At 61.6% G+C, this 12,263-nt stretch carries 10 protein-coding genes; 1 reads left to right on the top strand and 9 read right to left on the bottom strand.

What is annotated here, in order from left to right; all coding sequences use genetic code 11:
* Positions 1-24: 24 nt before the first annotated feature.
* The 6 genes from AC1DYF_RS15065 to AC1DYF_RS15040 all read right to left on the bottom strand — a co-directional run bounded on the left by AC1DYF_RS15065 (position 25) and on the right by AC1DYF_RS15040 (position 6,754).
* Positions 25-786 (bottom strand): 3-ketoacyl-ACP reductase, encoded by a 762-nt coding sequence (locus tag AC1DYF_RS15065; RefSeq protein WP_477877536.1) that lies wholly within the window; start codon positions 784-786, stop codon positions 25-27.
* Positions 783-2,291, bottom strand: coding sequence for a GMC oxidoreductase (locus tag AC1DYF_RS15060; RefSeq protein ID WP_477877535.1), 1,509 nt, complete (start codon positions 2,289-2,291; stop codon positions 783-785). The genes AC1DYF_RS15065 and AC1DYF_RS15060 overlap by 4 nt, the downstream gene beginning before the upstream one ends.
* A 3-nt stretch (positions 2,292-2,294) precedes the next feature.
* Positions 2,295-3,410 (bottom strand): ABC transporter ATP-binding protein, encoded by a 1,116-nt coding sequence (locus AC1DYF_RS15055; protein WP_477877534.1) that lies wholly within the window; start codon positions 3,408-3,410, stop codon positions 2,295-2,297.
* Positions 3,411-3,417: 7 nt separating this feature from the next.
* Positions 3,418-4,359 (bottom strand): carbohydrate ABC transporter permease, encoded by a 942-nt coding sequence (locus AC1DYF_RS15050; RefSeq protein ID WP_477877533.1) that lies wholly within the window; start codon positions 4,357-4,359, stop codon positions 3,418-3,420.
* Positions 4,356-5,309, bottom strand: a complete 954-nt coding sequence (locus AC1DYF_RS15045; RefSeq protein ID WP_477877532.1) for a carbohydrate ABC transporter permease — start codon at positions 5,307-5,309, stop codon at positions 4,356-4,358. Before AC1DYF_RS15045 ends, AC1DYF_RS15050 begins: the two co-directional genes overlap by 4 nt.
* Before the next feature lie 185 nt (positions 5,310-5,494).
* On the bottom strand, positions 5,495-6,754 hold the full coding sequence (locus AC1DYF_RS15040; protein ID WP_477877531.1) for an ABC transporter substrate-binding protein: 1,260 nt from the start codon (positions 6,752-6,754) through the stop codon (positions 5,495-5,497).
* 333 nt (positions 6,755-7,087) lie between these two features.
* On the opposite strand from AC1DYF_RS15040, the gene AC1DYF_RS15035 reads away from it, so the two are divergent.
* Positions 7,088-8,137 (top strand): LacI family transcriptional regulator, encoded by a 1,050-nt coding sequence (locus AC1DYF_RS15035; RefSeq protein ID WP_477877530.1) that lies wholly within the window; start codon positions 7,088-7,090, stop codon positions 8,135-8,137.
* A 230-nt stretch (positions 8,138-8,367) separates the two neighbouring features.
* On the opposite strand, the gene AC1DYF_RS15030 is transcribed toward AC1DYF_RS15035, so the two are convergent.
* Genes AC1DYF_RS15030 through AC1DYF_RS15020 form a run of 3 tightly spaced genes read right to left on the bottom strand, consistent with a single transcriptional unit; the run spans position 8,368 to position 12,258 of the window.
* Positions 8,368-9,876 carry an aldehyde dehydrogenase family protein gene (locus AC1DYF_RS15030; RefSeq protein WP_477877529.1) on the bottom strand — a complete coding sequence of 503 codons (1,509 nt, stop codon included), beginning with the start codon at positions 9,874-9,876 and terminating at the stop codon, positions 8,368-8,370.
* Positions 9,876-10,655: an enoyl-CoA hydratase/isomerase family protein gene (locus AC1DYF_RS15025; protein WP_477877528.1), complete on the bottom strand. Its 780-nt coding sequence runs from the start codon at positions 10,653-10,655 to the stop codon at positions 9,876-9,878. The genes AC1DYF_RS15030 and AC1DYF_RS15025 overlap by 1 nt, the downstream gene beginning before the upstream one ends.
* Complete coding sequence (locus AC1DYF_RS15020) at positions 10,648-12,258, bottom strand: acyl CoA:acetate/3-ketoacid CoA transferase (protein ID WP_477877527.1); 1,611 nt, start codon at positions 12,256-12,258, stop codon at positions 10,648-10,650. Before AC1DYF_RS15020 ends, AC1DYF_RS15025 begins: the two co-directional genes overlap by 8 nt.
* Positions 12,259-12,263 lie beyond the last annotated feature (5 nt).

Raw genomic sequence — 12,263 nt, 5'->3', positions numbered from 1 at the left:
GGCGCCGCAAATTCCTATTTCAATTCACAATCTTGCGATCGACAGGCCACCATCGGCGTCGATGATCGAGCCGGTGGCGAAGCCGAATTTTCCTGACGCCAGCGCCGACACGATCGCACCGATATCGGCCGGCTCGCCCCAGCGTTTCATCGGCACGAGGCCGTCGGCGATCTGTGCGTCGTATTTGGCCGAAACCTTTGACGTCATGTCGCTACGGATAATGCCAGGCCGCACCTCGAAGACACCAATGCCGGTCTCCGCCAACCGCAGCGCCAGCCCTTGCGTGAAAGCCGACAGGCCTGCCTTGGTGACACAATAATCCAACCGTTCCGGCGAACTCAGCGATGCAGAAACCGAGGTGATGTTGACGATGGAGCGTGCATTTTTTGGTGCATCCGCTTGCAACATTGCCTTCACCACGGCCTGGGTGAAGAAGATCGTGCCGCGCAGGTTCACCGAGACGATCGTGTCGAAATTGGCCGGGTCGAGTTCAAGGAAATCGCCGCGCACGAGCGAGGCGATGCCGGCATTGTTGACCAGGCAATCCATGCGGCCGAAATGGCTGAGGATGGCTTCGATCGCTGGCTGGTGGGTGGCGAGGTCGGCGAGATCGGACTGGACATAAAGGGCATCAGCACCCAGTTCGGCCACCACCGGATCATTCGTCGCCGGTGCACCAAGCCCCGTCAGCGCGATCGAAAACCCGTCTGCAGCCAGGGCCTTGGCCACGCCGAGACCGATGCCGCGGCCTCCGCCTGTGATCACTGCAACAGGCCGGGCGCTCATGCCGCGAGCTCCGTCCGGGTAATATGATCAGCGACGCGCAGAGCCTGCGCCGCCACAGAGAGCGCCGGATTGACGGCCGCCGAGGTCGGCAGATAGCTGGCGTCGACAACGAAGAGATTTTTGTGGTCATACGAACGGCAGAAGACATCGAGTGGGGACGTCTCCGGATCGTTGCCGATCTTCACCGTGCCGCACTGATGCGAGGGCGTGCGCTTGTCAAAGGGGCGGGACAGCACGATCGGGAAGCCGGCCTTCTTGAGCACGCCCTTGAGCCTGCGGACGAGGTCCAGATGGGCGTCCCAGTTGGTCCGATGCCATTTGAGTACGATCCTGTCGCCGTCGACCATGATCCGGCTCTCGGGATGCGGAATATCCTCGCTCATGGCGTAGAAATCGATCGCATGCGCCGAAATCTGGTTCAGCAGCCATTCGGGCACGTTCGGTAGATTGGCCTTGAGGATGGCGCCGGAAACGCGACCGAGCAGTTGGATATTGCCGAGCGGTGGTCCGCCCTCTCCGTCCGAAAGGTAGAAATCGTTGAAGCCAAAGGTTTTCTGGTAGACAGAGTCGTTGCGGTAGAAGGGCGAGATCGCCAGGATGGCACTCGAATTGTGGTTCATGAAGTTGCGGCCGACCTGGTCGGAGGAATTGGCCAGACCCTTCGGGAACTTGTCATTGGCGGAGCGGAGCAGCAGCACCGAAGACTGCACGGCACCGGCCGAGAGGATCACCAGCTTGGGCGACACGCTCTTCGGCTGGCCGCTCTGCTCGTAATGCACCGTCTGGATGCGGCTGCCGTCCGGCGATGTCTCCAGCCGCGTGACGCGCGATTTCACCTGCAGTTTGACCGTCTTGTGCTGCAGGGCATAGGCGAGCGCGGTCGTCTCGGCATCCATCTTGCCGTCGAAACTGTTGGGATGCGCATCCCATGGCGTCTTGGCCTTCCGGAGCCAGCGCTCGATGTCGATGCCAAGCGGCAGCGAATAGGGATGCATGCCGACCGCCTTCAACTTGGCGCGAACGCTGGCGATGGCCGGCTCTTCCGGCACCGGCGGGAAGGGATAGGGCTCGGAATGCTGCGGCTCGGTCGGGTCCTGGCCCAAGGCACCACGCACCTGGAACAGCTGTTCGGCGCGGCTATACCATGGCTCCAGTTCCTCGTAAGGGAACGGCCAGGCCGGCGAGACGCCCTCGCGGTGCTTCATTTCCAAAAAATCCTCGCGGCGGTAGCGCACCAGCACCGCGCCGTAGAATTTCGAATTGCCGCCGACATTGTAGTAATTGCCAGGGTTGAACGGTTCGCCACCGTGCTCGTACCACATCTCCTTCGGGCGGAAATGACCGCGCTGGAAGATGGCGCGCTGGTCGCGGTTCTCCAACTGGTCTGGGATGTGATCGCCGGCTTCGAGGATCAGGATATTGGCGCCCGAGGCCGCAAGCCCGGAGGCGACGGTCGAGCCACCAATGCCCGAGCCGATGATGACGATATCGGGCGTTTCGTCCATCGATCAGGCGATCCGCGCTTGCGTGGCTGGGTCGAAATAGACCGCCTTGTCGAGATTAAAGGCGAGCTTCGCCACATGCCCGGCGGTGATCCTGGCATCGGCGCGCAGGCGGGCGACGACTTCTTTCTTGCCGAGCTTGATGACGGCGAAAGTGTCCGAACCGGCGGGCTCCACCACTTCGATCAAGCAATCGCCCTGGGCGACAGTCTTGGCATTGTGGTCCGCGCCTTCGGGGTCGGTCAGCGCTTCCGGGCGTATGCCGAACACGATTTGCTTGCCCTTATAGGCGCCAAGCGCATTGGCCGCACCATTGACCGGCAGTTTCAGCGGTTCGCCCTCGTGGCGTTCGAGCGAAACGGTTAGACCGGCGGCTCCATCCTCGACCGTGGCAGTCATCAGGTTCATCGCCGGCGATCCCATGAAGTCGGCGACGAACATGTTGGCCGGATTGTTGTAGATTTCCGCCGGCGTGCCGGCCTGCTGCAGCACTCCGTCCTTAAGAACGGCGATCTTGGTCGCCAGCGTCATTGCCTCGATCTGGTCATGTGTCACGTAGACGATGGTCGTCTTCATGCGGTGGTGCAGGCGCTTGATCTCGGTGCGCATGTCGACACGCAGTTTCGCATCGAGGTTGGAGAGCGGCTCGTCGAACAGGAACAGTTTGGGATCGCGCACCAGAGCGCGGCCCATGGCGACGCGCTGGCGCTGGCCACCGGAAAGCTGGCTCGGCTTGCGGTCGAGCAGATGGGTGATCTGCAGCACCTTGGCGACGTCGTCGATCGCCTTCTTGCGCTCCTCGGCCGGCACGCCGCGCATTTCCATGCCGAAGGAAATGTTGCCGGCCACCGTCATGTTCGGATAGAGCGCATAGGACTGGAACACCATGGCGATGTCGCGCTTGGACGGGTGCAGATCGTTGATCGGCTTGCCGTCGACGCGGATTTCGCCCGAGCTGATCGATTCCAGGCCGGCAATGGTGTTGAGCAGAGTGGACTTGCCGCAGCCGGATGGGCCGACGAGGACGAGGAAGCCACCCTTTTCAAGGTCGAGATCGATCCCCTTGAGGATTTCGACGGCGCCGAAGCGCTTCCTGAGGTCAGAGATTTCGAGGAAAGCCATGGATCGATCACCCTTTGACGGCGCCCGCCATCAGACCGCGCACAAAATAGCGGCCGGCGAGGATATAGACGAGAAGCGTGGGCACGGCGGCGATCATCGCCGCGGCCATGTTGACATTGTATTCGACCACGCCGGTGGATGTGTTGACGACATTGTTGAGCGCCACCGTCATCGGCATGGAGTCACCCGTGCCGGCGTAAGCGGAGGCGAACAGGAAGTCGTTCCAGATATTGGTGAACTGGTAGATCACGGTGACGACGATGATCGGCAGCGAATTCGGCAGCATGATGCGGCGGAAGATCTGGAAGAAGCTTGCGCCATCGACCTGAGCCGCTTTCACCAGTTCGCTCGGAAAAGCCTCGTAGTAATTGCGGAAGAACAGCGTCGTGAAGCCCAGGCCATAGACGACGTGAACGAAGACCAGGTTGACGGTCGAATTGCCGAGGCCAAAGCTGGTGCCGATATTCTGCTGCAGCGTAGCGCCAAAACGCCCGATGCTGCCGAGGATGGTCGCCATCGGGATCAGCACCGACTGGAACGGGATGAAGCAGGCAAACAGCATCATGCCGAACACCAGCGTCGCACCGGGGAAACGCCATTTGGTCAGCACATAGCCATTGAGCGCGCCGAGGAAAGTCGAGATCGCCACGGCTGGAACCACCATCTTGATCGAGTTCCAGAAATAGCCCTTGATGCCGGCGCAAGTGAGGCCGACGCAGGCCTCGCCCCAGGCCTTGAACCAGGGGTCGAGGGTCGGCGATTGCGGCAGCGCCAGCATATTGCCGTTCTGGATCTCGTCCATCGTCTTGAACGAGGTGACCAGCATGACGAAGAGCGGCATCAGGTAGAAGACGGCGAAGATCAGCAGCAGGCCGTAGATGACGGCGCGGGTGACCCATTTGCCGCCGCCCGGCTGGACGCCGACAGCTTGCGTGGTAACGGCGCTCATCGGGCCTTCTCCCTGAGTTCGGAATAGAGATAGGGAACGATGATCGCGCTGATGGTCATCAGCATGATGATGGCGCTGGCTGAGCCGACGGCCATCTGGTTCCGCCTGAAAGTATATTCATACATGAAGTTGGACGGCAGCCAGGCCGAGCCGCCGGGACCGCCGGAGGTCAACGCCACGACCAAGTCGTAGGACTTGATCGCCATATGAGCGAGCACGATAAAGGCGGATAGGAAGACCGGCCTCAGCATCGGGATGATGATGCGCCGATAGAGCTGGAAGGCCGAGGCGCCATCGATCTGTGCTGCCTTCATGATCTCGCCGTCGATGCCGCGCAGGCCCGCGAGGAACATGGCCATGACAAAGCCCGAAGCCTGCCAGACGCCGGCAATGACGACGGTGTAGATGACGAAGTCCTTGTTCTTGATCCAGTCGAAATGAAAATTCGTCCAGCCGAGATGGTGCAGCGTCTGCTCGAGGCCGAGGCCGGGATCGAGAAACCATTTCCAAGCGACGCCGGTGACGATGAAGGAGAGCGCCATCGGATAAAGGAAGATCGGACGCAGCACGCCTTCGCCACGGATCTTCTGGTCGAGAAGCGTAGCCAGCAGCAGGCCAAGGCTCAGGCAGATCCCGATATAGAGAAAGCCGAAAATCCCCATATTGGTGATCGACGTATACCAGGACGATGGCGGGTCGCTTTCGAAGGTCCAGCGCCACAGCTTGCTATAATTGCGCCAGCCACTAATCGCGTAAGACGGGAAGGCCTTGGAATCGGTGAAAGAGAGATAGGCTGTCCAGACGATGAAGCCGTAGACGAAGATCAGGACGATGGCGAAACTCGGGGCAAGCACGATCTTCGGCAGCGCATCCTGCATCCGCGTGCGGAGCGAGATCCCGGTGGCGCGCCTGCGCGTCAGGATCGGATCGGTGGTTGCGACTGTGCTCATGAGATTCGTCTCCTCCCCTATCGTCTATGGGGCTAAGCAGGCTTTCGTTGGCAAGCCAACGAACCATCCGCTTAGTTCGTTTGTCTGTTGCAGGCTCTCGTCGGAAAACCGTGGAACACCTTTTCGGAACCCGCTTGGAATTCCCCCGCGATGGCCGCGGGGGAACCCTGATCAATCAACGTCGCTTACTTGGCGTCGTCAATGGCCTGGACGAGCTGCTTGACGGCTTCGTCAGAGGTCTTGATCTGGCCATGGACGAACTTGGTCACGACGTCCTTATAGGCATTGGCGATCGCCGGAGGAGCGCCATAGCCCTGGGCCAGCGAGCCGAACAGCGTGCCGCCTTCGTTGGCCTTCTTCAGGTCGGACATGCCCTTCTTGCCGCAAGCATCGAAGTCCGTATCCGGAACGTCGACGCGGGCCGGGACCGAACCCTTGACCACGTTGAAGGCCGACTGGAAGCTCTTGGAGAGCGTCGCGGTCGCGAGTGCCACCTGGGCGGCCTTGCGGTCGTCCGGAACGTTGAACATGCCGAACATGTCGGAGTTATAGATCACGCTGCCGTCGGTGCCCGGGAAGCGGAAGCAAAGGAAGTCCTCGCCGGCCTTCTTGTTGGCGGCGCGGAATTCACCCTTGGCCCAGTCGCCCATGACCTGAACGAGAGCATCGCCCTTGATGACCATGGCGGTCGCCAGGTTCCAGTCACGACCCGAGAAGTTCGCGTCGGTGTACTTGATGATCTTGGCGAGGTTGTCGAAGGACTTCTTCATCGTGTCCGACTTCAGCGAATCCTCGTCGAGGTCGTTCATGGCCTTCTTGTAGAATTCCGGACCACCGGTGGAGAGCACGATCGAGTCGAACATCGTGGCTTCCTGCCAATCCTGACCGCCGAGAGCCAGCGGGGTGATGCCGGCAGCCTTGGCCTTGTCGAGAAGGGCGATCAGGTCATCGAAGTTCTTCGGCTCGGTGCCGCCGATCTTTTCCATGACGGCCTTGTTGATCCACAGCCAGWTGACGGAGTGGACATTGACCGGAACGGCGACCCACTTGCCGTTATAGGTGGCGAATTTCTGCAGGGCAGCCGGAACGGCCTTGTCCCAGCCTTCCTTCTTGGCGGTCTCGGTCAGGTCGCCCATGACGCCAGCCTGAGCATAGTCGAGCACGGTGTAGCCGAGCATCTGCGAAGCGGTCGGATAGGTGCCCGCGGCAACCATGGCCTTGAGCGCGGTCATGGCAGCATCACCGCCGCCGCCGGCAACCGGCACGTCCTTCCAGGCATAACCTTCGTTGGCGAGATCTTTCTTCAGCACGTTGAGCGCGGCGGCTTCGCCACCGGACGTCCACCAGTGCAGCATCTGCACTTCTTTCACGTCAGCGGCCTTGGCGGCACCGAAGCCAGCCACCGTCATCGCCACCAATGCTGTCGTCATCAACAACTTGCGCATCGTTTTCCTCCCGGTTTGCAAGTTCATAAAAGCGGAAGATCCGCGTTGAAAAGCCTATCCACTCCCCGTGCAAAGGCCTTGGTAGTCACGGCGCGAACGCCGCTGGGGGTCATTTAAAACGTTATAAACCCGAACAAGTCAAGAGCAACATTCCGCCTTTTTGTATCAAAGTTTACATCGCTTACTGTCTGTTTTTGCTTTCTTTTTCTTCACCGCCAAAAGATTCGGCACGCTTTCCAAATAAATTTAAAACGTTTCCAGATCGGCGTTGCGCGCGCTGCAATGTCGGGTTAGTGTCCGCCCCATTCGACGCCCCTGGAGGAGAGGCCGAGCGTGTCTCGCGTACCCATCCCAACCACAACCAGACCAGCCCGCAGAAGCGGCAAGCCGACATTGCGAACCATTGCGGATATGGCAGGCCTTGCCGTGACCACCGTGTCGCGGGCGCTGTCGGACGACCCGGTGATCAACCAGGAGACCCGCAAGCGGGTGCGCGAGATCGCACTCAAGGTCGGCTATTCTCCCGACCGCGCCGCGCAGCGTCTGAAGACTGGCCGCACCAATGTCATCGCCATCCTGCTGGAGCCGCATGAGGAAATTCTCGGCTACGGCACCTCGATCATGGCCGGCATTGCCCGGGCGCTGCAGGGCACGGCCTATCACCTGATCGTCATGCCCAACCTGCCGCATACGAGCAATATCGATGCGGTCAACTACATCATGCGCAACCATATGGCCGACGGGCTGATCATGTCGCGCACCGAGCCGTTCGATCCCAGGGTGCGGCTCCTGATGGAGCACGATTTTCCCTTCGTCACGCATGGCCGAACGGAGCTCTCGACACCGCACCCTTATGTCGATTACGACAATTTCACCTTCACCTATGAGGCAACCAAGCGGCTGATCGCCAAGGGCCGCCGCAAGCCGGCGCTGATCAGCGGACCGATGCGCTTCAGCTTCGGCAGCCACATCCTGCACGGCTTCATGACCGCCGTGCGCGAGGCCGGCTGCGCCTATGAAGTCATCACCGAGATCGACCTCGACCATCCCGCCGGCAAAATCCGCGACCGGATCGCCCGACGCCACCGTGAACCCAATCCGCCCGACGCCTTCATGTGCGGCGGCGAGGTCGCGGCACTGGCCACGATCACCGGCATGAGCGACTGCGGGCTGACGCTCGGCGTCGAATACGACATCGTCGCCAAGCAGACCTCGCAACTGATGTCGGCCATCCAGCCGAAGGTGGAGAGCATCTATGAGGACCTGACCGCGACCGGCGAGCATATGGGGCGCATTCTGCAGAAGCGCATCACCGGCGAGACGGATATGGGACAGTTGCAGGTGCTGCTGCGACCGGAGCCGCCGTTTTTTGGGGCGGGCTGAGAGCTTGCTCCCTCTTCTCCCCAGCGGGGAGAAGTGCCAAGCGAATGCGAGGCGATGAGGGGGGCGGCAGCCACCGTCGGTGCAAGAAGCCCCCTCATCCGGCCCTTCGGGCCACCTTCTCCCCGCTAGGGAGAAGCGGGAGCAAGCCGCCAACGCCACGCTAAAATCAACTACCAATTCAGCCATCTCCTCCCTCCTTTCTCTCGCAAACTCTCTCCAACAAGTCCTCGTTACCGCGGCATCCACCAGCCTGTGCGCTTGCCGATATGCATGTTGAGCGTCTTGGTTTCGGTATAGTCTTCCACCGCATGTTTGCCGAGTTCGCGGCCCAGACCCGATTGGCGAAAGCCGCCGAAGGGGAGTTCCGGCGTGCCGTCCATGAATGTGTTCATCCAGATCGTGCCGGCGCGGACCTTGCGGCCGACGGTCATGCAGGTGTCGAAACTGTTGCTCCAGACGCCGGCGGAGAGGCCGTAATCGACGGAATTGGCGATCTGGATCGCCTCCTCGGTTGTCTCGAAGGTCAGCACCGACAGGACAGGACCAAAGACTTCTTCGCGGGCAACGGCCATGTCCTTCGTGACACCGGACAAAATGGTCGGCGCCATATATTGGCCCATGCCGAGGTCAAGCGTGCCGCCGCCGGCCTGGACCGTCGCGCCATCCTTGGAAGCGCCGGCCACGTAGCCCTCGATCTTGCTGAGATGCTGCGGCGTGATGATCGCGCCCACCTGCGTCGACGGATCGAGTGGGTCGCCGACCTTGACCTTGGTCGAGAGCTCGGCAATGCGTGCCGTGACGTCCTTGGCGACGTCCTTGTGCAGGATCAGCCGCGAGCCGGCATTGCAGCATTCGCCGGCGTTGAAATAGGCGCCGAACACGGCGGCATCGATGAATTCGTCGAGATTGGCGTCCGGGAAAACGATCTGCGGGTTCTTCCCGCCGAGCTCCAGTGAGACTTTCTTCAGTTGCTGGGCAGCACTTGCCATGGTCAGGCGGCCAATGCCGGTCGAGCCGGTGAAGGAGATCATGTCGACATCCGGATGCCTGGTCATGACCGCGCCGACTTCTGGCCCGGTGCCGACGAGGATGTTGACGACGCCATCCGGCACGCCGGCTTCAGCGAGGATTTCGCCCAGGATCAGCGTCGAGCCCGAGGTGAGTTCGGAGGGCTTCACCACCGCAGTGCAGCCGGCAGCCAGCGCGAAAGGCAGTTTCTGGCTGACGATCAGGAAGGGGAAATTCCACGGCGTAATGATCGAGACGACGCCGATCGGCTCGCGCAGCACGACACCCATCGTACCTTCGCCGAGATTGTTGTAGCTCTCGCCATAAAGGTTGCGGGCGAGCGTCGCGGCATAGCGCCAGATATCGACGGCGCCGGCCATCTCGCCACGGCACTGGCTGATCGGCTTGCCGGCTTCGATGGCGTCGAGAAAGGCCAGTTCCTCGATGCGCTTCTCGATCAGGTCGGCAGCCCTCAGCAGCATGTTGGAGCGCTGTCCGGCGGTGAGATTCGACCAGCGGCCATCGTCAAAAGCTTTGCGGGCGGCCTCAATGGCGCGCTCGGTATCGGCCTTGGTGGCAGCCTGGTAGCGGCTGACCAGCACGCCGTGGCTCGGCGCCACGCGCTCGATCGTTTTGCCCTCGCTGCCGGCGGTCCATTTGCCGTCGATCAGCATGTTGAAGTCACGGACGGCGAGGTCGTTCAATGTTTGCGGACGGATCTGGATGGTCATTACCATTCTCCCTTGAAGGTCGCAGTGCGTTTGCCGGTGAAGGCGGCAACGCCTTCCTTGAGGTCGCCGGTCTTGGAGACCAGCATGGAGCCGAGCGCCTCGACGCCGGAACCATTGTCCTCGCCATTGGCGACCGCGATCATGAGTTTTGCAATTTCGAGTGCCGCCGGGCCGCGGGCGGCGACGCGCGCCGCATAGTCCCTGGCGGCGGCCAGCGATGTGCCGGTCTCGACCACGGCATCGACAAGGCCGTTCGCCCTGCCCTCTTCGGCGGAAAACATCTCGCCGCCCAGCGCCATGCGGCGGACGATCTGGGCACCGAAGCGTTTGACCAGCCGCTGCGTGCCGGACCAGCCAGGCACCATGCCGAGGCCGGTTTCCGGCAGGCCGATCTTGATCTGGCTTTCGGCGATGCGGATATCGGCGCATCCGGCCAGTTCGAGCCCGCCGCCCAGCGCGTGGCCGTTGAGCGCGGCGATCACCGGCATGCGCAGGCTTGCCAGCCGTTCGAAGACGCGATGGCCGAGACGCACCCAGCCATGCCCGAACTCCTGGGGCGGCATCCCGCCCCAGGCCTTGATGTCGCCGCCGGCGGAAAACGCCTTGCCCTCGCCGGTGATGATCGCCACGCGGATGTCGAGATTGGCTTCGACTTCATCACAGGCGGCGCCCAGCGCCTTGAGCATATCGATGTCGAGCGCGTTCAGCCGCTCAGGCCGCGAAACGGTCATCACCGCCACCGGGCCGTCAATGTCGATGCGAACCGTCTTCTCAGACATGGGCCGCCTCTAACGTACGGATCGGCTTTGTCGGCAGGGAAAGACCGATCAAATCCTCTGCGAACAGCGCAGCATCCATAACCCTAAGATTGTCAGACACGATTAGCGGGAATTCCGACTGGTCAAGAATGGCGGTCTGCAGGTCAACACCTGGTGCGATCTCGGTCAGTAAGATGCCTTCCAGCGTCAGCTTCATCACGCAGCGCTCGGTGACATAGGTAATGTCCTGGCCCTGCTCGACGGCGCGTTTTCCCGAGAAGGTGACGTGCTCGACCTCGTTGACCAGCTTCTTGAGTTTGCCTTCCTTCTCGATCACCAGCTTGCCGGCCTCGATGCCGAGCTTGGCGCCGGCATTGAACATGCCGGAGAAGACGATCTTCTTGGCGCGCGCAGTGATGTCGACGAAGCCGCCGGCACCGGCCGTCACATGCGGCCGGAACGAGAGTTTCGAGACATTGACCGAGCCGTCGCGGCCAATTTCGAGGAAGGAAAGTAGCGAGGCGTCGAAGCCGGCACCCTGGAAATAGGTGAACTGGTAGGGCGACGGCATGTAGGCATCGGCATTGGAGGCGCAGCCGAAGGCGAAATCCAGAAGCGGCACGCCGCCGACCGCACCCTGTTCGATCACCCAGGTGACCGAGCCGTGCAGGCCCTCTTCCATCAGGATGCGCGGCACATTGGCCGAAATGCCGAAGCCGAGATTGACGCAACTCCCAGCCTGCAGTTCTTGCGCCACGCGCCGGGCAATGACCTTCTGGATGTTGAACTCCGGCACCCGGAAGGTGTCGAGCGGGCGGAAGATTTCGCCCGAGATGGCGGGATCGTACAGCGTCTGCGTCGTCTGCTTCTGGTCGGGATCGACCACGACATAGTCGACCAGCATGCCCGGCACCCGCACGTCATGCGGCTTGAGCGAACCCTCTTTGGTGATGCGCTTGACCTGGGCAATGACGATGCCGCCATTGTTGCGGACGGCGAGCGCCTGGTCGAGGCCGCCGAGATAGGCGCCTTCATGCTCATAGGTCAGGTTGCCGCGTTCGTCAGCCGTGGTGGCGCGGATGATCGCCACCTGTGGCACGATGACGGGGAAATAGAGCCAGTCCTGGCCGTCGAACTCGATTTTTTTCACGATCGGCTCGGCCGCGGCCTTGTCATTCATGGCGCAGCCCTGGCGCGACGGATCGACGAACGTGTCCATGCCGATCTTGGTGATCACACCCGGACGCTTGGCGGCGGCCTCGCGGTGCATGTCGAACATGATGCCCGACGGGATATTGTAGGCGGGAATCTCGTTGCCGGTGATCATCCGCCAGATCAATGGCGGCTCGGCCGTCGATGGGCCGGAGGGATAGGAGCCGCCGAGGACTTTTTTGAGCAATCCTTTCTTGGCGATATAGTCGACGCCCTTGATGCCGCTCATGTCGCCGGCAGCGATCGGGTGCAGCGTGGTGATGTCCTTCGGCTGGCCGCAGGAATCGAAGCGTTCGCCGATCGCTTTCAGCATCGCATCCGGGCAACCAAGCCCGCTCGACGACGAAACGGAGACGACGGCTCCGTCCGGGATCAGTCTGGCTGCTTCGTCTAGGGTGATGTGCTTGCTCATTCGTT

The sequence above is a fragment of the Rhizobium sp. P2_G9 genome, assembly GCF_056403475.1.
This window is presented reverse-complemented; position numbering and strand designations above follow the sequence as displayed.

What these genes read in the sequence shown, in the direction of transcription:
- AC1DYF_RS15045 (WP_477877532.1), bottom strand. Translation starts at nt 5,309, where the DNA reads ATGAGCACAGTCGCAACCACCGATCCGATCCTGACGCGCAGGCGCGCC.
- AC1DYF_RS15050 (WP_477877533.1), bottom strand. Translation starts at nt 4,359, where the DNA reads ATGAGCGCCGTTACCACGCAAGCTGTCGGCGTCCAGCCGGGCGGCGGC.
- AC1DYF_RS15055 (WP_477877534.1), bottom strand. Translation starts at nt 3,410, where the DNA reads ATGGCTTTCCTCGAAATCTCTGACCTCAGGAAGCGCTTCGGCGCCGTC.
- AC1DYF_RS15020 (WP_477877527.1), bottom strand. Translation starts at nt 12,258, where the DNA reads ATGAGCAAGCACATCACCCTAGACGAAGCAGCCAGACTGATCCCGGAC.
- AC1DYF_RS15025 (WP_477877528.1), bottom strand. Translation starts at nt 10,655, where the DNA reads ATGTCTGAGAAGACGGTTCGCATCGACATTGACGGCCCGGTGGCGGTG.
- AC1DYF_RS15060 (WP_477877535.1), bottom strand. Translation starts at nt 2,291, where the DNA reads ATGGACGAAACGCCCGATATCGTCATCATCGGCTCGGGCATTGGTGGC.
- AC1DYF_RS15065 (WP_477877536.1), bottom strand. Translation starts at nt 786, where the DNA reads ATGAGCGCCCGGCCTGTTGCAGTGATCACAGGCGGAGGCCGCGGCATC.
- AC1DYF_RS15030 (WP_477877529.1), bottom strand. Translation starts at nt 9,876, where the DNA reads ATGACCATCCAGATCCGTCCGCAAACATTGAACGACCTCGCCGTCCGT.